This window comes from Nocardiopsis sp. NPDC049922 (genome assembly GCF_040660275.1).
In the GTDB taxonomy this organism is placed as follows: domain Bacteria; phylum Actinomycetota; class Actinomycetes; order Streptosporangiales; family Streptosporangiaceae; genus Nocardiopsis.
This window is the reverse complement of sequence record NZ_JBFAME010000020.1, coordinates 35,473-55,302: the sequence shown is the minus strand read 5'-3', so window position 1 is coordinate 55,302 and position 19,830 is coordinate 35,473. Positions and strand designations below refer to the sequence as shown.

Here is a 19,830-nt window from a genome sequence, read left to right as displayed (position 1 = left end):
GACCCGCTTCGAGGCGGGCAGGTCCAGGACCGGCCGGAGAGCTTCCGCGGCGCCTTCGATCTCTCCTAGGGATGCTCGGGCGTAGCCGAGGTCGGTACGAGCTCCGGCCTCGTCCTGGTAGGCCCAGTCGTCGGATCCCGCAGCGGCTGCGGCCTCGTAGAGCTGAACGGCTTCCTGCGCGACCCGCTGGGCCTGTTCCTCGCGTCCGGGGATCCAGATCTGCGTCTCAGCTCCGTAGTAGAGCTGGCGGCAGTGCGCGAAGTGCATGAGCCCGCCGAGTTCGTCCAGGTCGTCCGTGCCCAGCCGCTCGCGCAGGGCGGTGGCTTCCTGTAGGTCTTTGAGCGCTCGTTCCCCGTTGCCCAGTGACGCCCATGTGCGGGCGCTTTGGGACATGAGCCAGATGGCGGCCGTGCCGGTGCGCTCGGTCGCCAGGCCACGCGCCAGCTCGGCGTACCGGGCGGCCTCTGCGGGCCATCCCGCCCAGTACGCCATCAGGCTCTGCTGGGTGCGTACCCGGATCCGCAGCCCGTCGTGGTCGGCGTTGTCCGCGCAGATGAACGCGGTTCGGGCCTGCTTCATCGCGGCGTGCGGGTCGCTGAGGTCATGGATCGCCTTGGCGAGCATCATGCTCAGCAGGCCGCTGAGCAGGTACAGGTCCCTGGTTTGGTTGGGGCGCTGTCGTCCCTCCAACAACATGAATGCCACATCCTGGGCCTCGATAGGGGAAAGGAACAGGAGGGCCGGTGGGGTGAGCATTCACCCGCCCCACCGGCCCGGCTGGCTCCCGGTCTTTTGCCGGTGGTGTCAGGAGATGAGCCGTTGGCGCTCCCCGCCGTCCGGATCCAGGTGGGGTGCCGGAGCGGTGGGTGGGCCGTCGATGGCCTCGATGATGGCATCGTCGATGTCGGTGACCAGGTGCCCGTAGCGGTCCATGGTGGTGGTGATCGACTTGTGCCCGAGCCTGAGCTGGATCTTGAACACGTGCACGTCCTTGTCGATCAGCCACGCCACGTGGGTGTGGCGCAGGTCGTGGATGCGCGGTTTCTTGGCCAGGCCCCTCTCCCGGGCCTTCTTCACCGCGGGGACCCAGCGCCGTGAGTAGAAGGAGGAGTGCCGCCACCACGCTCCCGTGGCGGTGGTGAACACGAAGTCCTCGGCGTCCTTGCCCTTCAACCGGGCCTGGATGAGGTCGATGGTGCCGGGCGAGAGCGGCACCCGCCTGCGGGAGTTACGGGTCTTGGGCGGGCCGAGCTTGAAGGTGTTGTCGCTCTGGCGCTTCCACGCCCGCCGTACGTCCAGGTACCCGCGTACAGTGGCGGTCCCGTCGGCTCCGACCGCTCGGGTGATGGTGATGTCGCGGACCTGGAGGGCGACCAGTTCGCTGTAGCGCAAGCCCGTGCGCACGAACACCTCCAGCATGTCCCGCACGTCCTCATGGGCGGCCTCGCGCAGGATCTGGAACTCTTCGCGGGTGAGGAAGCACATCTCCTGGTCTCCTTCTCCGTCGTCTACGCGGGGTAGGCGGGTGCGGGCGGCGGGGTTGGAGTGGCGTAGTGGTGGGTCCTCGCGGACGGCGGCGTCGCAGATGGTGAACAGCAGCGCGTGCAGGTTCTGGATCGACTTCGGTGCGAGCGGAGGCCGTAGCCACCCGTTCTTCTGGCCGCGTTTGGCGCCCTTCTTGCTGCCCTTGCCCTTGCCGTTGTTGGGGTTGACGGGTGTCCTGGGGTCGGGGATTCCGGTCTGGAGGTGGTTGACCCAGGCCCTCACGTCCTTGGGCTTGAGCTGGGACGTGTCGCGCAGGTTCACCTTCCCGAAGCGGGGGAGGAAGTGGCGGTTGAGGTCGCGGTGGTAGTCGGCGCGGGTGCGTTCGTCGATGCCGGACATGGAGTCGATCAGCTCGCGGGCGAAGTCGGCGAACAGCACCGGTTCGTCTTCGGGCTCGTCGTCGGTGGTGACCCATCCGTGGCCGGGGACCCACTCCTGCGCCCATCCTTTGCGGGGGATCCAGTTCTCCGGCCACAGGTGGCCCGCTGCTTCGACGTGGAGTTTGAAGGTGTAGGCGTCGGCGTGGACGTCGAAGGGTTCGGACTGGGGTGCACCGTCACGGGTGCCGCCGAGGCGCCATTTCACCCAGTACCGGGTGCGCCCGTTGGCCAGTTTTCGCTGGTTGATGGTTGCCATGCGTGGACCATCGCTTGGGTGGGGCCGGAAGCGAAGGGAATCGGCGGAAGATCTTGGAGAACCTTCGACCCGGGTGTCAGAACGGGCGATCCATCCGCATCTGCGCAGGTTGTCGGCCTTACGCGGCCGGTCCGTGCGCCCGCTCACCTCAGTCCGGGGCGTGGGTGGGCGTGGACCGAATGGCGTCCTCGGTGATCCACCGCGCCGCCGAGGCCGCTTGCCAGGGGCACGGGCGGAGTAGGGGCGAAGCGGTAGGGGGTTCCGCACGTCGGCCGACCCTCCGCGGTCCCGGCTGGGGGAGGTGCTGGAGGTCGGGCTGGCCGGCAGCCGAACGATCTCGGTACTCCAGAGAATCTTCCCCAGCGGAACCTCGAAACTTGTAGCGGCGAGAGTAGACATGGCTTTCCCGTCCTGCTACATTTCCTGTCGTAGCCGAAGAGATTCACGGCTGGACCACCGGATGCGCCGGTGGAGAGTGGGACGGCCCGACCGGTGTGCTTGGCTGTACGGCACCGGGGGTCGGTAGTACCGGTGTCCCGCCCGTCTGGGGGACGCCGCGCAGGAAGTAGCAGGACGGCTCGACGGTGTGCACGTGCTTGAAGACACCGGGAGCCGGTAGGACAGCAGTTCCGCAGGACCGGCCTCCCGCCCGTACGGGGGAGGCCGCGGCAGGAAGAAGAAGGACGCGGCAGGGCTCGACCGGCGCGCGCTCCAACAGCGCCGGTCGAGCCGCCAGGACCGCAGTCGAAGCAGTGCACGAAGTGAGATCGAGAGGAGTAGATGCCATCAGGATCGCCCGGGTGAGGCAGGAATCCCGCTCGGGTACCGCAGGCCCCTGTTCTGGAAGAGGGTGGTCCACGGTCACACAACCGCGATCCCCGCGATCCCGTACCGGCTTGACCTCGGGAAGCGGAAGACCGGCAACAGCCGGTAGGTGGTATTGAACTCTCGGGCCCCAGCGCCGTTCGGCGTTGGGGCCCTCGACGTGCGTTCACACGAAGGAAGACACGCACTTGTCCCGTCCCGACACCGGTGACCGGTTCGACGATGACGACTATCCGGCCTACACCGTGGGCAGCGCGGCGGAGATGATCGGCGCAACGCCGGCGTTCCTGCGTGCCCTGGGCCAGGCCAAACTGATCGAGCCTCTGCGCTCGGAGGGCGGCCACCGCCGCTACTCCCGCTATCAGCTCAGGCTCGCCGCCCGGGCGCGTGAACTCGTGGACCAGGGCACACCCATCGAGTCCGCGTGCAGAATCATCATCCTGGAGGACCAGCTGGAGGAAGCCCACCGGATCAACGAGGAGTTGCGCGCCACCGGCCGGGGGCAGGCCCCCGACGAGCTTGGTGACGGCCCCGCCTGAGCACGCACCGCGCCCGCCTTCGGTGAGATCGGGACCCTCTCGCGATTGCTCAGTGGTTGTCTTGCCCTCGACGAGGACCCGCATCGACGCGTTCTGCGTGGGTGCGGGCCTTCTGTCGTTTCCGGGGCCGGTGAAACACCGATAGCCGTGTGAGCGCCGGGTCGGGCACGGCCGTCAGATCGGTGGGCGCGGGGTGTGTATGACGGGGTGGGCGGAGCACACCCACCGGCCGAATCCCGGCCCCGTGCACCCGCTGGTGCACCCCCAACGCGAAGACGGCCCCTGGTGTGCGAACGATGTCCGCAGTTCAGGGGCCGTCTTTCGAACGGAGCGGATGACGGGAATCGAACCCGCGTTATCAGCTTGGGAAGCCGAGAACGCCTCTGATGGCTGACCTCGAACTTCGCCTACCTGCACGGACGCGGCCCACCTGCCCGCGATTCCCCGTGGTTCCCCGATGTTGACCGCCTCGTGTGGCACGTGTGTGGCACAGATGTGTTCTGCGGTGCTCTGCTTCAGAGGCATTCCTGGGGTGAATTTCAGGTCGATCGGCTTGGTAGGGCAGCGTCGAACCAGTGAACGAGCGTAACAGCCAGCGATACGGCAACTTTTGCCTCGTCAATGGAGACATTTCCAGGTGCAGAAGGCTGCCCTCCGTGTCGGTCGTGTTGGCCGTGCCACAGCATGCGCATCATGCTTACGAGAACATCTCCTGAGGCGGCGTTGGGATGCTCACGATCCATCGGCAGCTTCCAGTTTCGCTGGTCTTCAAGCTGCTTGATCACTGTCCCCAATGTCGCGTTCCGGTTGTTAGGTGACACCACTGGAATAGAGGCGTCCTCAACTGCCAATATTGCTATCCGGTACGCCTCGCTCGCGTTGGGGTCTACGCTGTAGAGTTCTTCCCATGCCTTGGCTAGCCGTACGCCAGCACGACCAGCACGCGCCATGATGGAGTTGGCAGCGACTTGCACCCCGAGTGGTACTCGGCGGACAAGGCCTGGCCGCCCGGAGCGGGTGCCAACCTCCCAAGCAGACTTGCTGCGCTCCAACAAATCATTCAATTTTTCGTCACTTGCGTTGTTCTTCTGGGCCAGAATATAGTCTGCGATCTGGAGTGGGGAATTATGCCGCTGCAAAATCTCCAATGCTCTGCTTAGCTGCCGCTTCCCAGCGTCATAAGAAACTCCCTCGACGCGCAGATTGGGGAGGGAGATTCGAAGCGTGTGTCCCATTCGTTCGAATAGGTCGGTGTTGAGCATCGCTATCCGCCCGCTGCCGTCGCTGAAACGTCGGATTACAGTAATGGAGTCATATACCCAAACCCAGAATGAAGCGTGCATCCATTGTGGCACGCCGTCGTGCAAGGCATCATATTCTGCTATCTGCTCTTCTGTGTCAACGCCAAGTGGGCGCCAGGTTTCTTCGCTCATGGCCAGAATTATTCCACACGCTACGGCCACATGGAGAGCTTCGTCATATCTCCAGTACCCCCGGCAGTGAGTAACCACGGTTCCGGGCCGAGGTGCCCGAGAGCGCCGGAGCGAGTAACCCGAGACAGACGCATTCCGCTCTCGGGTACCTCGGGATCCGAACACACCAGCAACCACCGTGCGCCACGCGGGGCCGGAACTGGTTCTGTCGGATCAGCCCCGGTGCCGCTCCTCCGCTCCGCCCGGTGTCCGGCTCGGGACCGGGCGGCAGCCCGCAGCCCGAGCCGGGCGGCGGGCTGCGCGACGGCGCTCGCGCCGTCGCCTTGATCCCATACAGCCCAATTCGGCAACGAGGCCAGTGGACCTATGACGCGACGGGTTGCGCTCCCTCCCACGCCAGTTCAAAGCTCCGTGCGTAGGTCTCGGCCATGTCCGGGGACAGGGGCCGGTCGATCTCGACCACGGGCGACTTCGCCGCAGGAAGGCCATAGATGTGCTGGTTGACCAGAAGCCGATTTTCCGTCAGGTAGACGGAGTTGTACAGGATTGTGGAATGAGTCCTGACCTCGACGCCTTCGACGCCCAGGAGGGGGCGGAAGAGGGCAAGTGCGTTCCTCGCCCTGGCGGCCAAGGCGTCTCCGATCCCCTCGTCCTCCCCGCGCTGCCTGACCTCTGGGGAATCAGGGTCTCCGAGCAGGATCCGGACGCTCACGCCGTCACGGGCTCTCGCGGCCAGGAGCTCCAGCATGCCCGCGTCGTCAGCGAGGAAGAGACCGCTGTAGACGAGGATGCCGATTTCCTGCTTCGCCTCGGCGAAGAGAGCGCACCATGCTTCCCGCGGTACCTCCCATCGGTGGGCGAACACGCGGTAGGCGTGCTCGAAGAGGGGAGAGTCCTCCTCCGGCTCTGGAGCCCCCTGCGGCCATAGATCCTCCTCGTCCACCTGGAGAAGATCGGCGACCGCCCAGCGATGGCGGGGGTAGGGCCGTTGACCAGAAAGCCATCGGCGGACCGTCTTGGGGTCGACGCCGAGACGTGCAGCCACGTCGGTCTCAGTGAGTCGGGACGCGGCCAGTGCCTTCCGCAGTGCAGTGTTCACGTCGGTGCCCTCCGGGGGTACGGGCCCCCGACGATAACAGAAGACGTCCCTAGACGTCCCTCAACTTGTCCGATACGTGGTACACATGTCCGCCTACTCAGAGCATCGTTTCCCACGTAACGAAGGCTCCTGCGAGTCCCTCGGACTCCCAGGTGTCTGACCCGACCGAGTAGGGGCGGAACATGCGGAACCCGTTCGCGTACGTCCGGAAACGAGCACCCTCCACGAACCAAGTCCCCAGAACCACGCCGCGCACGGGGCTTTCCTTCACACCGCCGCCGTCCGCATACACGGTCGCTCCCCTGGTACGTGTGGCCCGGCCCTACGTGCTCCACGCGGAGAGGCTGCGCGCTGCCCGTCTCGTCGACCAGACGCGAACCGGTCTGGAAGTCCTCTTGGAGATCTCGCGAATGGAGGCGATGGCGGCGTGAGCGCGAAAACCGGACCGGACATCCTGCTTCGACTGCTCAAGAGCCACTACGGCGACCAGTGGTCCATCCGGCGTCACGGACGCCTGTGGGTCGCCACCACCACGAACGCTGACGCGACGCACGCTCCCACGCTCATCGAGGAGAACGTGGAGGTCTTCGCCAACCAGCTTGAGCATCCCCCCAACGGGATCGGGAACGCGGACCTGCTTCCCGCGCGGATCGCCCAGGGCGGCCGTCGCATCGGGGGTACCGAAGACGGTCCTCCGGAGGGGTGAGGACCGGCCGCGGGCCGACGCTCGAGTTCGTCCGTGACCAGCTTCGGTGCTGCGGTTGGGGCGTCCGCCTGGTGGTGATCGGGGGGAGGGTCTACAGGCCCGGTCATCACCGGCGGGCGTCCGTAGAAGTCCTACAGTCATCTGGAGACAGTAGGACTCAGTTGGACTCGGTGGGACTCAAAGTCCGACCGCTGGCTTTTCTCGGAGGAATCCGCTTGAACTCGCGTACCCCGTGGGGGACCTACAACCAGATCGCGGAGGTCCTCCGCTCCCGCATCGCCGCTGGGGACCTCGCACCTGGGGACGCGCTTCCCTCGGAGGCGGCGCTCGGAGACGAGTTCAGTGTCTCCCGCACGACCGTTCGCCGCGCCCTGGCCCTGCTGGAGGCGGATCGACTGATCAAGGCCCTTCCCGGGACGGGCCGGGTCGTGTGCACCGAGGAAGAACGCCAAAGTAAGGAACCGGGCTCTGCGCCTCCTGCTCAGTATCGGCGGATCGCCGCTGACCTGCGGGACCGGATCACCAGTGGTGAACTCGCGCCCGGTGACGCTCTGCCCAGTGAGGCCGCGCTTGTCCGGCAGTACGACGTATCGCGGGGGACGGCGCGACAGGCTCTCTCCGAACTGGAGGGAACCGGGCTCGTGGTCGCCGTGCACGGCAAGGGCCGGTTCGTCAAAGGCCCGGACACGGCCGCGGGTTAGCCTGGCACATGTGGGACATGTTCACTGGGCGCGGGATCTCGCGCGAGAGTTGCTCGAACGACCGTTGCCCCGGCGCTGGGCGCACACACAGGGCGTGGCGGAACAGGCCCGTTCCCTGAACGGGGTTCTCGGGGAGGACGCGGATCTCCTCGAAGCCTCGGCCTGGCTGCATGACATCGGGTACTCACCGGACTTGGCGACGACCGGCTTCCATCCCCTCGACGGTGCTCGCTATCTGCGGGATGTCCAGAAAGCTGATCACGAGTTGTGCTCCCTGGTCGCCTACCACTCCGGCGCCGTCGTGGAAGCCGAGGAACGCGGCATACCGGGTGTGCTCGAAGGCGAGTTCGCGCAACCCCGGGAACACCTGCTGGAAGCGCTCACCTACTCGGACATGACCACGGGGCCGGACGGCACCCGTCTGCCGGTCGAACGTCGCCTGTCGGAGATCCTGGAGCGCTACGCCCCTGACCACCTCGTGCACCGTGCGATCACCCGTTCCTCACCGACCCTGACGTCGGCGGTGCGGGCCGTGGAACAGCGCTTGGCCAACGCTCGCTGAGGTCACCCGATGTGCATCGGTCCGCCGCTGAGGAAGTGATCCACGCGTAGCCGCATGGACCGGTCCATCGTGTACGTCGCCAACTCCGCCCGGGGAACCCAGACGACTTCCTTGGATTCGCTGCTGGGCCTCGGCTCACCCGAGACAGGACGTGCGGTGAACGCGATGGAGAATTCCTGACGTGCCTCGCCGTCGCTCGTGTAGTAGATGATGTGCTTCGGATCGCTGTAGATCCCGACAGTTCCGATGATCTCGCAGGTGATCCCGGTCTCTTCGAGGGTCTCCCGCACCGCGGCCTGGGGAACCGACTCGCCCAGGTCGATGGCGCCCCCGGGAACCGCCCAGTTGTCGTTGTCGGTGCGACGAATCATCAGAACTTCGTCACGCTCGTTGACGACGAAGACATTCACGGATGGGACGAGGCTGTTCGCGGCCGGAGCCTCGGGGTCGTCGTAGTAGTCGATCCGCTTACCCATGGGCCTTTCCTCGCCTGAATGCGCTATGTAGTCCAGGGCTCGATTGATGTGCTGAGAGACCTGTGCAGGGGAGACACCAAGGCTTTCGAGCACGGACGATGCCGTGTTGCTCTGATCGTGCAAAAGTCCGGAAAGCAGATGCTCCGTACCTATGGCGTCGTGACCCCGATCAGTCGCTGCGTGGAGGGCTCCCACCAATGCGGTCTTGGCATCCGGATGGAAGGGTAGGTGTTTCGGCCGGAACCAGATTTTTCGCTCGCCGGTCTTGACCGTTTTCGCCCGAACCGCCTCGTAGCTGACATTGAAGAACTTCATGGTGTGGGCGGCAATGCCCTCGCGTTCCGCAATGATGCCGAGAAGCAGGTGTTCGGTTCCGATGTAGGTGTGCTTGAGTGTCTTTGCTCCGTGCTCGGCTAGGCCGACCACCTGCCGGGCCTGGGGTGTGTATCTCTCGAACATGGCTACTGCTCTCGCATCAGGCGGAGTTTGGAGGCCTGATCATGACTGTACTTCGCGAGGTCGTCCAAGGTTCGGTGTACGTGCTGAACAACGTCTTCAGGAGGAATGCCGAGGTTCTGGAGGGCGTGGGATGCCACGTTGTGTTCTTTGCGCAACAGTCCGAGAAGTATGTGTTCTGTCCCGATGAAGTTGTGCTCTCGCCCTATGGCGGCGTAAAGCGATCCCTCCAAGGCATTCCTGGCCTCGGGGTCGAATCGTCGATGGTACCTGAGGGTCCAACTCTTTCGTCCGCCGAGGTGGGCCACTTCTGTTCGAGCAGCCTCGTAGTCCAGTCCGAGAGAGGCCAACGTGCTGGCCGCGAGACCGTTGCCTTCCAGGGCCAGCCCCAATAGCAGGTGCCCGCTGCCGATACGTCTGTGCTTGAGTGCAACCGCTTCGCTCTGTGCCTGCACGACTGCATCTCGTGCTTGGTCGGTGAACCGTTCGAACATGCCCCTCAGTCTCGCATCAGTCGAGGGGGGTCGCCCCGTCCCACACCTTCTCGTAGCTCTCCATGTAGGTGCTCATCATCCCACCGCCGGGAATCTTGCGGAGGTGGAAGACCGGCGCCTGGGCCGCCGGAGCACCGTAGACGTGGGTGTTCACCAAGAGCTCGTCGTCGGCGCGGTACAGCGAGTTGTACAGAGTCGTCCCGTGCAATCGGTACTCAGCACCCTCGACTGCACGTACCGGCTTGTGCATCAGGATGACGTTCTTGATCTTCGATGACATCAGTTCGTCGATGCCCTCGTCCCGGCCTCGCTGTGCGACGGCTTCGCTTTCGGGGTCTCCCAGGGTGATCCGCACGCGGACACCGGCGCGGGCCTTGTCCGCCAGGAGCTTGAGCATGCTCGGGTCGTCCGCGAGGAAGAACCCGCTGAAGACGAGGATCGAGATCTCTTCCTCGGCGCTCTTGAAGAGGCGCTTCCACAGGTCGGGAGGGACGCTCCAGCGGTGGGGGTAGATCTCGATGATCTCGCTTTGCGATGCCGTCTTGCTCTGTTCCGGGCTCAGGGCCTCGGGCCAGATGTAGGTCTCTTCGACTCCGAGGTAGGCCGCGGCCGAGTAGCGGTGCCGTCGGTAGGGCGTGCGGCCCTGCGTGATCCAGCGCTCGACGCTTTTCGCGTCGACACCGATCGCTTCGGCCACGTCGGCCGGTGTGACGCCACGCTGAAGGAGCGCGGCTCGCAACCTCTCGTTCGGCATGTACCTCGGGGTTCGCAGGATGTCTAGGGACGCGCTCACATTATCGAGACGTCCCGAACACGTCCAGCCATGTAGTGATCTCGTCCCGCCACCTCAAGGGATCGTTGTCACTGTCGCCGGAACCTCCGGTGCCAGCGGATTCGACGGACTTCCCCAACTTGCTCCGCCTGCTGCTAGCCGCGAGTATCGATGCATGCTATACATGTATCGAAGTTGGCCCGAGTGGTCGCCTAGCGATCACTGAAAAGGGCCCTGAACTGTATGAACGATGAGAAGAGGACTGCCGATATGGCTATTCAGGGTGCGTTGCCGGTGGAGTTCGGGACGGTGTTCCCGCACGGCGCCTTCGCTCTGGGGGTGGAGGCGATCACGGACTTCGAGACCAAGCGTCCGCAGTTGGACAAGGAGTCGGGCCTGCCGCTGTGGGCGGTGGACGTGATCGACGCCGACCCCGAAGCCCGGGGCAAGGCCAAGTCGGTCAAGGTCAAGGTGGCTGCCGAGGTGTGCCCGACGCTGCCGGACGAGGTCCCGGGGCTGCCGTTCCGCCCGATCGAGTTCGAAGCGATGGCTGTGATGCCCTACGTGGACGACAACGGCCGTCGCCCCCGGGTGGCGTACTCGCTGCGGGCTCGGGGTGTGAAGGCTCCCGGTGCTGCCGGTGGTGGGCGTCGCTCCCAGACCAAGGACGCCGCCTGACCCCTGCCTGAACGTGAAGCGGGGCGGCCTGGTGCGCCAACACCTGAGCCGCCCCTGAACCCCTCCCCGTTACCCGCGAAAGCTTCGTGAAGAGGTGCCTTCAGTATGTCCCATTACCCCGATGACCTGTCCGGGCTCTCCGGCTCGCGGCTGGTCCGGCTGTTCCTGGAAGCGGTGGACACGCCGCGCACGACCTCGACCGAGTGGGCGGAGTTCTTCGACTTCAAGGCGCGCGTGTTCGCTCTGATCGCCGAGCGGGACGGCAACCCCGACGCGGCCAAGGCCGCCGAGCGTGCTCGCACGAACCGGGACCGGGTCCTCAACGAGACCGCGGACGGGGGTGAGGTCTGATGCCGTCCAAGGTGGGTTCCGCTCAGACCTCTCCGACTCTGCCGTCTCCGGCTCAGGGGGTGCGGTGGACGACTCCGATCGTGGAAACCCCCGGGATCGTCGTGCTGGCCTCGTGGGTGTGGCGGCTGGCCCGGTTCCTGTTGACGCTGCCGTTCCGGTTCCCCGTCATGGTCGGCTCGCTGGCCTCCTCGGCTGCGGCGTGGTGGTGGTTCGGCTGGCCGGGCCTGGCCGTGCTGTGGGCAACCGCGTCGGTGGCCTCTCTGGTGTGGTGGCGCGTTCGGCCGGACTCCTACCGTCAGTGGGTGACGCTGCGGACCCTGGCGTGGTGGCGGCACGTGTTCGTCTACCGCCGGCACTGGCAACCCGTCCTGGTGATCTCCGGCCTGGCCGAGTCCTACCAGGAACGCCGCTATCTCCCCCGCATCCGCCGCGTGGTCTGCACCTCCTGGTCGGACCGGGTCCGGGTGACCCTCGTGGCCGGAACCTCCCCGGCCGACTTCGAAACCCGCGTGGCCGAGCTGGCGCACGGCTTCGGTGCCCCGTCCTGCCGTGTGGTGGTGGAGGGGCCGCGCAAGATCACCCTGGAGTTCCCCCGATACGACACGTTGGCCGAACCCCTCCACGCCTTCCCGATGACCCACCACGTGGATCTGTCCGCACTGCCGGTCGGCGTCACCGAAGACGGTTCGCAGTGGCGGCTACGCCTGCACGGGACGCACGTCCTGGTCACTGGGGTGACCGGCTCCGGAAAGGGCTCGGTGATCTGGTCCGCCATCCGCGCGATGCTCCCCGCCGTCTCCGAGGGGATCGCGCAGGTGTGGGCGATCGACCCCAAACGGATGGAGCTGTCCTACGGGCGTTCCCTCTTTGCCCGGTACGCCGACGACGGCGAATCCGCGGTGGCGGTCCTCGAACTGGCCGTGAGCCAGATGCAGGACCGGGCACGCCGCTACGCCGGTCGCCAGCGCTCCCACGTCCCCACGGTGGCGGATCCGTTCGTGTTGGTGGTGCTGGACGAGGTGGCGTTCCTGACCGCCTACCACCCCGACCGCGACATCCGCCGCCGCGCGGAGAACGCCATAGCCACGCTCACCTCGCAGGGGCGTTCGGTGGGGTTCGCGGTCCTGGCCGCTTTGCAGGATCCGCGTAAGGAGGTGATGAACCTGCGCAACCTGTTTCCGGACAAGGTCGCGCTCCGTCTGGATGAGGCGTCCCAGGTCGACATGATCCTCGGCGAGGGTGCCCGCGACCGGGGGGCCAACGCGCATCTGATCGACCCGGGCCTTCCCGGGGTGGGCTACGTCCGCATGGAGGGATCCCCGGCACCGGTGCGGGTGCGGGCGGCGTATGTGTCCGATGACGACATCACCGCCATGACCGACGCTTACGGATCTGAGTCTTGGGAGGTGGAGTGATGACCGCGTTTGCGTCGGTACCACTTAGTCCACAGGATCACCAGCGCGAACCAAACCCCCGCCCCGGTGAGTGCTGCCAACAGACCAACGTGGATCGACAGCATCCCGAACAGCAGCATCCCTGGGAAGCTCACCCAGAATATGAGCTGCGTTGCATCCATGACGAAACCCTAGATCGACTTCAGGTGGGGCTACGGGGCGGACTCTTCCCCTGGGGGAGGGGTGGCCTGATGTTCCTGGAAGGCGCGTCTCTTGGTCACGTACGTGTAGACGCCCAAGGCCAGGCAGATCAGCCAGGTGATGAGTATGTCCCACAGCATGAAGGTGAAGGAGCCGCTGATCTCCGGTCCCGTCACCAGCCATGTGGCGGCACCTACCACGATGACGCTGCTCAGGATCACGAACCATGGACGGGGCCGTTTGGGTTCCATGCGGTGGGGGTCTCCCGCTCTGTGGTCGTGGGGGTGGGTTGATGCCGACTTCTACCGGTAAGTCGACCCGTGCCGAACGGCTGGCGCAACCCCTGGCGCGTGAGGTGGCCGAACAGGTCGCTGCCGACCACGGGGTGTGCATCCGGCCGGTCTCGCTGCGGCGGACCGACATCGGGACCGGGGAAACCGAGATCGTGGACGTGCCGTGCGGGTCCACCCTGGAATCCCGCTGCCCCGCCTGCGCGAAGCGGAAGCGGTCGCTGCGACGGACGCAGTGTGAGGAGGGCTGGCACCTGACCGCCGAACCGGTGGTGGAGCCTGACCCGCCGTCCGAGGTGCAACGGGGCTGGGTAGAACAGCGGGCCGTGGTCACCGCCGAACGGGAACGGCTTGCCGCGTCCGGGGGCGCCTCGGCTGAGGACCTGGCCGAACTGGACGGGGTGATTGCAGACCTGGATGAGGAGATCAACGCCTCTGGCCTGCGGGGCTCGGTGACCCGCTCGGTGGGCTCGTCGTCGGGGTCGCGTCGGGTGCGGTCGACTCGTCGTCGTCAGGATGCCCCGGACCTTCCCAAGCGGTCTATGACGCGGAAGACGGTCGGGCGGGCCTACACCGATCCGAACACGGGCAAGGTGTTCCGGCCGTCGTTGTTCATCACGCTCACACTCGATTCCTACGGGCGGGTGAAGTCGGACGGGACCCCGGTGGATCCGGCGACGTATGACTACCGGCGTGCGGCTCGGGACGCACTGCACTTCTCCAAGCTCGTGGACCGGTTCGTGCAGAACCTGCGCCGGGTAGCCGGGTTCGATGTGCAGTACTTCGCGGCCGTCGAACCGCAACGGCGTCTGGCTCCGCATCTGCACATGGCCACACGGGGGACGATCCCCCGGGCCGAACTCCGCCAGGTGGCCGCCGCGACCTACCACCAGGTGTGGTGGCCCCGGGTGGACCGGGTCGTATACGAGGGTGACCACCTGCCGGTGTGGGACGAAACCGCGGGGACCTACTTGGATCCCACTACGGGCGAACTCCTGCCCACCTGGGAAGAAGCCCTGGATGCCCTGGACGAGAATCCTGACGCGGAGCCTCATCACGTGGTGCGGTTCGGTCGCCAGGTGGACGCCAAGGGGGTCGTGGCTGGTTCGGCGGACGCTGACCGGTGTGTGCGCTACCTGGCGAAGTACCTGACGAAGGACATCGCCGAGTGCCACGAGGTCGAATCCGTGGCGCAGGAACAGCACGTGGACCGGTTGTTGGACGCGTTGCGGTTCGAGCCGTGCTCGCCCCGGTGCGCGAACTGGCTCCGCTACGGCATCCAGCCCGACCAGGCCAAGGCGGGCCTTCGCCCCGGGTTCTGTCGGTCCAAGGCGCACCGCCGCGAACACCTGGGCTACGCGGGCCGTCGCGTCCTGGTCTCCCGCAAGTGGTCGGGCAAGACCCTCGCCGACCACAAGGCTGACCGGCTCACCTGGGTCCTCAACGCCCTCGGGATCGACCGCATCGATCGTATCGATGGCGACGACGGCCAGGAGGACGAGAACAACCCCCGCCCACCCGCGCTGACCTCGGTCAACTCCGGCCGGTTCGCCTGGGAACTGGCGCGTCCCACTGATCCCGACGTGGCTCCCCGTGAACGGCGCCTACTCCGGGCGGTGGGCGAGTCCCTCAAACGCCGTGCCCAACTCGACGCGGCACGCACCCCCGAACGTTCGGCAACGGAAAGGGCTGCCTGATGGCGACCACCAAGACCCGTCCCACTGGCCGTCTGCTGACCGTGGCGCAAGCGGCCGAACGCCTCAACACCTCCGAGCGCTACCCCCGTCGGCTGATCGAGGAACGGCGCATCACCTTCGTGAAGCTCGGCCGCCACGTGCGCATCCCGGAATCGGCCCTGAACGAGTTCATCGCCGCTGGCACCGTCGAACCGGTCCGGCTCCGGATGGGAAGGGTCGCGTGATGGCGGGGGAGAGGAAGCGCGACTTCGGCAACATCCGCAAGCTGGCGTCGGGGCGCTTCCAGGCTCGGTACCGAGTGCCGGACGGGGAGCTTCGTCCGGCTCCGACGACGTTCGCGACCAAGAGGGCGGCGCAACGCTGGCTGACGCTCAAGGAAGCGGAGATCGCCCGGGGCGACTGGTTCGACCCTGAGGCTGGGAAGGTCCCCTTCGGTGAGTTCGCGGCCGAGTGGGTGAAGGATCGCGATCTGACTCGCAAGTCTCGACGGACCTACGAAGACCTGCTGCGGCTCCACCTGAACCCCACGTTCGGTGACCTGCACCTGAACGAGATCACGACGGCGGACGTTCGCCGGTGGCGGGCCTCCCGGCTCCGACGCAAGCGGGGGAGGGGCCAGGTGCCCAAGGCGTACCGGCTCATGCGGGCGGTCCTCAACACCGCCGTGGCGGACAAGCTCCTCCGTGAGAACCCGTGTCAGATCGAGGGCGCGGGCCAGGAGGACAGCGAGGAACGCCCGGTGCTGTCCGTCGCTGAGGTGTTCAAGCTGGCTGATGCCATCAAGCCGCGTTACCGGGCGCTGGTCCTCCTCGCGACGTTCGGCAACATGCGCTGGGGCGAACTGGCCGGACTCCGTCGCCAGAACCTCGACCTGGACAAGCGCACGGTCCGGGTCCGGGAGACGGTGACCGACGTGGGCGGCCTGTACCAGGGCAAGCCCAAGTCGAAGGCGGGTTACCGGACGGTGTCCCTCCCGGAACTGATCATCGCGGACCTGCGCCACCACGTGGAGACCTACGCGGCCCCGGGGAGGAACGGGTTCGTGTTCGTTGGCGTGCGGGGCAACCAGCTTCGACGCGGCAACTTCTCGAAGTACTGGGCGGACGCCTGCGACGCGGTGGGCCTGGAGGGCGTCCACCTTCACGACCTCCGGCACACGGGCAACACCTACGCGGCTGAGGCGGGGGCGTCCCTGCGGGAGCTGATGAAGCGCATGGGGCACTCCAGCTCGAAGGCGGCGCTGATCTACCTGCACGCCCGGGAGGAACGGGAACGGGAGATCGCGGACCGCCTGGGCGCCCGGGTCGCCGAAGAGCTGAAAGCGGGCCGGACCAACCCGGACGATGACGACGATGACCCGCCGTTGGCAGGGGCCCGGGTCTGAGTCCGTCTCTCGCCCGTGTGGCACGTGTGTGGCACGGCGACCGGGACATACTCCCACGAAGCAGTTAGGCCAGGTGTTCGGAAAACCCCGAATGACCTGGCCTAACACTGTTCGGAGCGGATGACGGGAATCGAACCCGCGTTATCAGCTTGGGAAGCTGAAGTTCTACCATTGAACTACATCCGCGTCGTCCCGCCGACGATCCTCGTCGGCTGGCAACGAACGCCATCCTAGCCCAACTTCGGCCCCCGTGGGCAACTCACCTCCGAACCGGGTCGCCTACGGGCCCGCTCCCGTGGCGTTCTCGCAGGCGGTAGGTTCGGAGCGTGCTGCTCTCCGATCGCGATATCAGGTCCGAAATCGACGCCGGACGGGTCAGGATCGACCCCTTCGACCCCGGCCTCGTCCAACCGTCCAGCATCGACGTCCGGCTGGACCGGTACTTTCGGGTGTTCGAGAACCACAAGTACCCGCACATCGACCCCTCGGTCGAGCAGCCGGACCTCACCCGTCTGGTCGAGACCGACGGCGACGAGGCGTTCGTCCTCCACCCCGGCGAGTTCGTGCTGGCGTCCACCTACGAGGTCGTCTCCCTTCCCGACGACATCGCCAGCCGCCTGGAGGGCAAGAGCTCCCTCGGCCGTCTCGGGCTGCTCACCCACTCCACGGCCGGGTTCATCGACCCCGGCTTCTCCGGGCACGTCACCCTGGAGCTGTCCAACGTCGCGACCCTGCCGATCAAGCTCTACCCGGGCATGAAGATCGGCCAGCTGTGCATGTTCCGCCTCTCCTCGGCGGCCGAGCACCCCTACGGTTCCGCCCGGTACGGCTCCCGCTACCAGGGGCAGCGTGGTCCGACGCCCTCGCGCTCGCACCAGAACTTCATTCGCACGCCGATCCCCGTCGAGTCCGACTGACCGGAAGCGGCCACCCGGTCCGGCCGTTCTGACGCTATGGTCAGGGTTGGCCACGTTCCGTGGACACACGTACCCGCCTGGTTGATGTGACCCAAATCACGGCAAAGTACCCAGTGGTGTAGATCACAACTGGGTGCTTCGTGCTGCCGACATCCACCGCCACAGGTCGGCGGACCGCTTTTATCCCGGTTAAACCTGTTACTTGCTAGTGACCTTCCAACTAAACCGCCGGTGTACATCTCGGTAAGGTTGCCCCCCGACGTGACACCAGGTGGCGGTCTCGCCCCGGTCCTCGGGGTGCGCACGCGGGGGCTCTGCGCAGATCCGCCGCCTGAGATGACCGCGGGTGGCGAGGGGACAGTGTGTGCCCTGTCGGTCCTCGCGGCGGGACAGCCCCACAGAGGAGACCGTGTCAGCAGTACGCGCAGACAACCTGTACAAGGTGTTCGGCAGACAGTCGGGAGCAGCGGTCAAGCGGCTCTCCGACGGCAGCCACCGTGACACCATCGCCGACCTCAACGTGACCGCGGCCGTCATCGACGTCTCGTTCGAGGTCAAGCCCGGCGAGATCTTCGTCGTCATGGGCCTGTCGGGATCGGGGAAGTCCACCCTCATCCGCATGCTCAACGGCCTCCTGGAGCCCACGGCGGGCACGGTCGAGGTCGACGGCGTCGACATCTCCGCGCTCCGAAAGAAGGACCTGCTCCGGCTGCGCGGTCAGAAGATCAGCATGGTCTTCCAGCACTTCGCCCTGCTTCCGCACCGCACGGTGTGCGAGAACGCCGCCTACGGCCTCGAACTGCGCGGCGTGCCCCGCACCGAGCGCGAGCGCAAGGCACGCGAGACCCTCGAACTCGTCGGCCTCGGCGGATGGGAGGACAAGCTCCCCCACCAGCTCTCCGGCGGCATGCAGCAGCGCGTCGGGCTGGCCCGCGCCCTGGCCGCCGACACCGACATCATCCTCATGGACGAGGCGTTCAGCGCCCTGGATCCGCTGATCCGCCGCGACATGCAGACCCAGCTCCTCGAACTCCAGGCGACTCTGGGCAAGACGATCATCTTCATCACACACGACCTCAACGAGGCCATGCGTCTCGGCGACCGCATCTGCGTCCTGCGCGACGGCCGCGTCGCCCAGATCGGCACCGCCCAGGAGATCCTCAGCTCTCCGGCCAACGACTACGTCGAGCGCTTCATCGAGGACGTCGACCGCACCCGCGTGCTCACCGCCGCCTCCGCGCTGGACACCGAGGTCATGGCCGACGCGGCGGCGCCCCAGGTCGGGGAGGACACGCCCATCGCCGACCTCTACGCGAGCCTGACCAAGGTCGACCGCCTCCGGGTGGTCGCCGACGACGGACAGGAGATCGGAAGCGTGTGCCGTAACTCCGTCATCGCCGCCCTCGCGGCTGGGAAGGAGAACGCGTGACCCCCGTCGACTTCCCGCCGTCCCTTCCCCTCGGCACCGGCTTCGAGGTCCTCAACCAGTGGCTCAAGACCCACTTCGGCGTGGTCTTCGACGTCATCGGCGAGTTCGTCAGCTGGGCGGTGGACGCGCTCTCGGGCTTCTTCGTCTCACCGGCCGCCGGTCAGCTGGCCTTCATCGCCGCCGCCATCATCGCGGTCCCCCTGCTCCGGACCCGCCGTGTGCCCCTGATGGCCGTCATCGGCGTGGTCTCGGTCCTCTACATCCTCCACGCCCAGTTCGCCGTCGGCGACCTGTTCATCAACCGCCTCCTTCCGCCCGCGCCGATCCTCTGGCTGATCGACGTCACCGGCGAGTACGCCGACGGCTACTTCGTCGTCTCCCTGCTCTTCCTGCTCGCCGTCACGGTGCTCGGGACGCTGGACAAGGGCACCCGTCTGCGCACCGGGATCGTGGCGGGCGGCTGGGCCGCGGCCGTCCTGCTCGGCTGGTTCCTCCTGCCGATCGTGGTCACGGAGCCCCGCGCGCTCCTCATGATCCTGCTGCTCAGCCTGCTCGCGCTCTCCGTGGCCGGCTGGAAGATGGGGCTGTTCGCGCTGGTGGCGTTCTCCCTGGTGGCGTCCGTCGGCCAGTGGGCCAACGCCATGGACACCCTCGGCCTGGTCTTGGTGGCCAGCCTCATCGCCGTGGTGATCGCGCTCCCGATCGGCGTCCTGTCCGCGTACAACGACACGGTCAGCAAGATCGTCAAGCCGGTCCTCGACCTCATGCAGACGATGCCCGCCTTCGTCTACCTCATCCCGGCGATCTTCTTCTTCTCGATCGGGTCCGTGCCCGGCGTGGTCGCGACCGTCGTGTTCGCCATGCCGCCCGGTGTGCGCCTCACGGAGCTGGGCATTCGTCAGGTCGACAGGGAGCTGGTGGAGGCCGGTGAGGCGTTCGGCGCGCCCGGCCGCAAGATCCTGGCCGGGATCCAGTTCCCCCTCGCCCTCCCCACGATCATGGCCGGCGTCAACCAGGTCATCATGCTCAGCCTCTCCATGGTCGTCATCGCGGGCATGGTCGGCGCTGGAGGCCTCGGCAACCAGGTCTACCAGGGCATCTCCCGCAACATTGGCGCTCTGGGTTTCGAGGCCGGTGTGGCCGTGGTCGTCCTGGCGATCTTCCTCGACCGCCTGACCGCCGCGATCACGCACAACACTCCGCAAGCGCACGCCGAGCGCGCGCGCTCGTGATAGACCGACGAAG

General features: G+C 66.5%; 21 protein-coding genes, 1 tRNA gene and 1 pseudogene. 13 read left to right on the top strand and 10 right to left on the bottom strand.

Annotation, left to right across the window (positions count from 1 at the left end):
- Positions 1-696 (bottom strand): hypothetical protein (locus tag AB0I72_RS25760; RefSeq protein WP_358573087.1); only part of this gene is annotated, 696 nt, incomplete at its 3' end.
- A gap of 108 nt (positions 697-804) precedes the next feature.
- Positions 805-2,181 carry a tyrosine-type recombinase/integrase gene (locus AB0I72_RS25755; protein ID WP_358573085.1) on the bottom strand — a complete coding sequence of 459 codons (1,377 nt, stop codon included), beginning with the start codon at positions 2,179-2,181 and terminating at the stop codon, positions 805-807.
- A gap of 1,013 nt (positions 2,182-3,194) precedes the next feature.
- Between AB0I72_RS25755 and AB0I72_RS25750 the strand changes: the two genes are divergently transcribed.
- The gene (locus AB0I72_RS25750; protein WP_358573083.1) at positions 3,195-3,545 is read left to right on the top strand and encodes a MerR family transcriptional regulator; all 351 of its coding nucleotides are present in this window, start codon (positions 3,195-3,197) and stop codon (positions 3,543-3,545) included.
- Positions 3,546-4,084: 539 nt separating this feature from the next.
- Here AB0I72_RS25750 and AB0I72_RS25745 read toward each other — a convergent pair.
- Complete coding sequence (locus AB0I72_RS25745) at positions 4,085-4,978, bottom strand: hypothetical protein (protein WP_358573081.1); 894 nt, start codon at positions 4,976-4,978, stop codon at positions 4,085-4,087.
- 364 nt (positions 4,979-5,342) lie between these two features.
- On the bottom strand, positions 5,343-6,077 hold the full coding sequence (locus tag AB0I72_RS25740; RefSeq protein WP_358573079.1) for a helix-turn-helix domain-containing protein: 735 nt from the start codon (positions 6,075-6,077) through the stop codon (positions 5,343-5,345).
- Positions 6,078-6,504: 427 nt separating this feature from the next.
- On the opposite strand from AB0I72_RS25740, the gene AB0I72_RS25735 reads away from it, so the two are divergent.
- The 3 genes from AB0I72_RS25735 to AB0I72_RS25725 all read left to right on the top strand — a co-directional run bounded on the left by AB0I72_RS25735 (position 6,505) and on the right by AB0I72_RS25725 (position 8,046).
- Positions 6,505-6,783, top strand: a complete 279-nt coding sequence (locus AB0I72_RS25735) for a hypothetical protein (protein ID WP_358573077.1) — start codon at positions 6,505-6,507, stop codon at positions 6,781-6,783.
- A gap of 215 nt (positions 6,784-6,998) precedes the next feature.
- Positions 6,999-7,484: a GntR family transcriptional regulator gene (locus AB0I72_RS25730; RefSeq protein ID WP_268645229.1), complete on the top strand. Its 486-nt coding sequence runs from the start codon at positions 6,999-7,001 to the stop codon at positions 7,482-7,484.
- A 64-nt stretch (positions 7,485-7,548) separates the two neighbouring features.
- Positions 7,549-8,046 (top strand): HD domain-containing protein, encoded by a 498-nt coding sequence (locus AB0I72_RS25725; RefSeq protein WP_358573095.1) that lies wholly within the window; start codon positions 7,549-7,551, stop codon positions 8,044-8,046.
- A 2-nt stretch (positions 8,047-8,048) separates the two neighbouring features.
- Here the strand turns inward: AB0I72_RS25725 and AB0I72_RS25720 are convergent, their stop codons facing one another.
- The 4 genes and pseudogenes from AB0I72_RS25720 to AB0I72_RS25705 form a co-directional block, all read right to left on the bottom strand.
- Positions 8,049-8,522 (bottom strand): NUDIX domain-containing protein, encoded by a 474-nt coding sequence (locus tag AB0I72_RS25720; RefSeq protein WP_358573093.1) that lies wholly within the window; start codon positions 8,520-8,522, stop codon positions 8,049-8,051.
- Positions 8,523-8,567: 45 nt separating this feature from the next.
- Positions 8,568-8,981: pseudogene (locus AB0I72_RS25715) on the bottom strand (Clp protease N-terminal domain-containing protein); the annotation flags it as partial.
- A 2-nt stretch (positions 8,982-8,983) separates the two neighbouring features.
- Entirely contained in the window at positions 8,984-9,472 is a 489-nt protein-coding gene (locus AB0I72_RS25710) for a Clp protease N-terminal domain-containing protein (RefSeq protein WP_358573075.1), read from the bottom strand.
- A 16-nt stretch (positions 9,473-9,488) separates the two neighbouring features.
- Positions 9,489-10,226: an XRE family transcriptional regulator gene (locus tag AB0I72_RS25705; protein ID WP_358573073.1), complete on the bottom strand. Its 738-nt coding sequence runs from the start codon at positions 10,224-10,226 to the stop codon at positions 9,489-9,491.
- 288 nt (positions 10,227-10,514) lie between these two features.
- Here AB0I72_RS25705 and AB0I72_RS25700 point away from each other — a divergent pair, with 288 nt between their 5' ends.
- The 3 genes from AB0I72_RS25700 (at position 10,515) to AB0I72_RS25690 (ending at position 12,688) form a co-directional block, all read left to right on the top strand.
- The gene (locus AB0I72_RS25700) at positions 10,515-10,922 is read left to right on the top strand and encodes a plasmid replication, integration and excision activator (RefSeq protein ID WP_358573071.1); all 408 of its coding nucleotides are present in this window, start codon (positions 10,515-10,517) and stop codon (positions 10,920-10,922) included.
- Between the two features lie 105 nt (positions 10,923-11,027).
- Positions 11,028-11,273 (top strand): hypothetical protein, encoded by a 246-nt coding sequence (locus tag AB0I72_RS25695; RefSeq protein WP_358573069.1) that lies wholly within the window; start codon positions 11,028-11,030, stop codon positions 11,271-11,273.
- On the top strand, positions 11,273-12,688 hold the full coding sequence (locus tag AB0I72_RS25690) for a cell division protein FtsK (RefSeq protein WP_358573067.1): 1,416 nt from the start codon (positions 11,273-11,275) through the stop codon (positions 12,686-12,688). The genes AB0I72_RS25695 and AB0I72_RS25690 overlap by 1 nt, the downstream gene beginning before the upstream one ends.
- 191 nt (positions 12,689-12,879) lie before the next feature.
- On the opposite strand, the gene AB0I72_RS25685 is transcribed toward AB0I72_RS25690, so the two are convergent.
- Entirely contained in the window at positions 12,880-13,044 is a 165-nt protein-coding gene (locus tag AB0I72_RS25685) for a hypothetical protein (protein WP_358573065.1), read from the bottom strand.
- A gap of 116 nt (positions 13,045-13,160) precedes the next feature.
- Here AB0I72_RS25685 and AB0I72_RS25680 point away from each other — a divergent pair, with 116 nt between their 5' ends.
- The 3 genes from AB0I72_RS25680 to AB0I72_RS25670 are packed head-to-tail and all read left to right on the top strand — an operon-like array spanning position 13,161 to position 16,239.
- Positions 13,161-14,855 carry a replication initiator gene (locus tag AB0I72_RS25680; protein WP_358573063.1) on the top strand — a complete coding sequence of 565 codons (1,695 nt, stop codon included), beginning with the start codon at positions 13,161-13,163 and terminating at the stop codon, positions 14,853-14,855.
- Positions 14,855-15,079 carry a helix-turn-helix domain-containing protein gene (locus AB0I72_RS25675; RefSeq protein ID WP_358573061.1) on the top strand — a complete coding sequence of 75 codons (225 nt, stop codon included), beginning with the start codon at positions 14,855-14,857 and terminating at the stop codon, positions 15,077-15,079. Before AB0I72_RS25680 ends, AB0I72_RS25675 begins: the two co-directional genes overlap by 1 nt.
- The gene (locus tag AB0I72_RS25670) at positions 15,079-16,239 is read left to right on the top strand and encodes a tyrosine-type recombinase/integrase (RefSeq protein WP_358573059.1); all 1,161 of its coding nucleotides are present in this window, start codon (positions 15,079-15,081) and stop codon (positions 16,237-16,239) included. The genes AB0I72_RS25675 and AB0I72_RS25670 overlap by 1 nt, the downstream gene beginning before the upstream one ends.
- Before the next feature lie 115 nt (positions 16,240-16,354).
- Here AB0I72_RS25670 and AB0I72_RS25665 read toward each other — a convergent pair.
- Positions 16,355-16,425 (bottom strand) — tRNA-Gly (locus tag AB0I72_RS25665).
- Between the two features lie 140 nt (positions 16,426-16,565).
- Here AB0I72_RS25665 and dcd point away from each other — a divergent pair.
- The 3 genes from dcd (at position 16,566) to AB0I72_RS25650 (ending at position 19,817) form a co-directional block, all read left to right on the top strand.
- The gene (gene dcd / locus AB0I72_RS25660) at positions 16,566-17,156 is read left to right on the top strand and encodes a dCTP deaminase (RefSeq protein ID WP_358573057.1); all 591 of its coding nucleotides are present in this window, start codon (positions 16,566-16,568) and stop codon (positions 17,154-17,156) included.
- A 433-nt stretch (positions 17,157-17,589) separates the two neighbouring features.
- On the top strand, positions 17,590-18,585 hold the full coding sequence (locus tag AB0I72_RS25655; protein ID WP_358573091.1) for a glycine betaine/L-proline ABC transporter ATP-binding protein: 996 nt from the start codon (positions 17,590-17,592) through the stop codon (positions 18,583-18,585).
- Positions 18,582-19,817: an ABC transporter permease subunit gene (locus tag AB0I72_RS25650; protein ID WP_358573055.1), complete on the top strand. Its 1,236-nt coding sequence runs from the start codon at positions 18,582-18,584 to the stop codon at positions 19,815-19,817. Before AB0I72_RS25655 ends, AB0I72_RS25650 begins: the two co-directional genes overlap by 4 nt.
- The last annotated feature ends 13 nt before the right edge of the window (positions 19,818-19,830 follow it).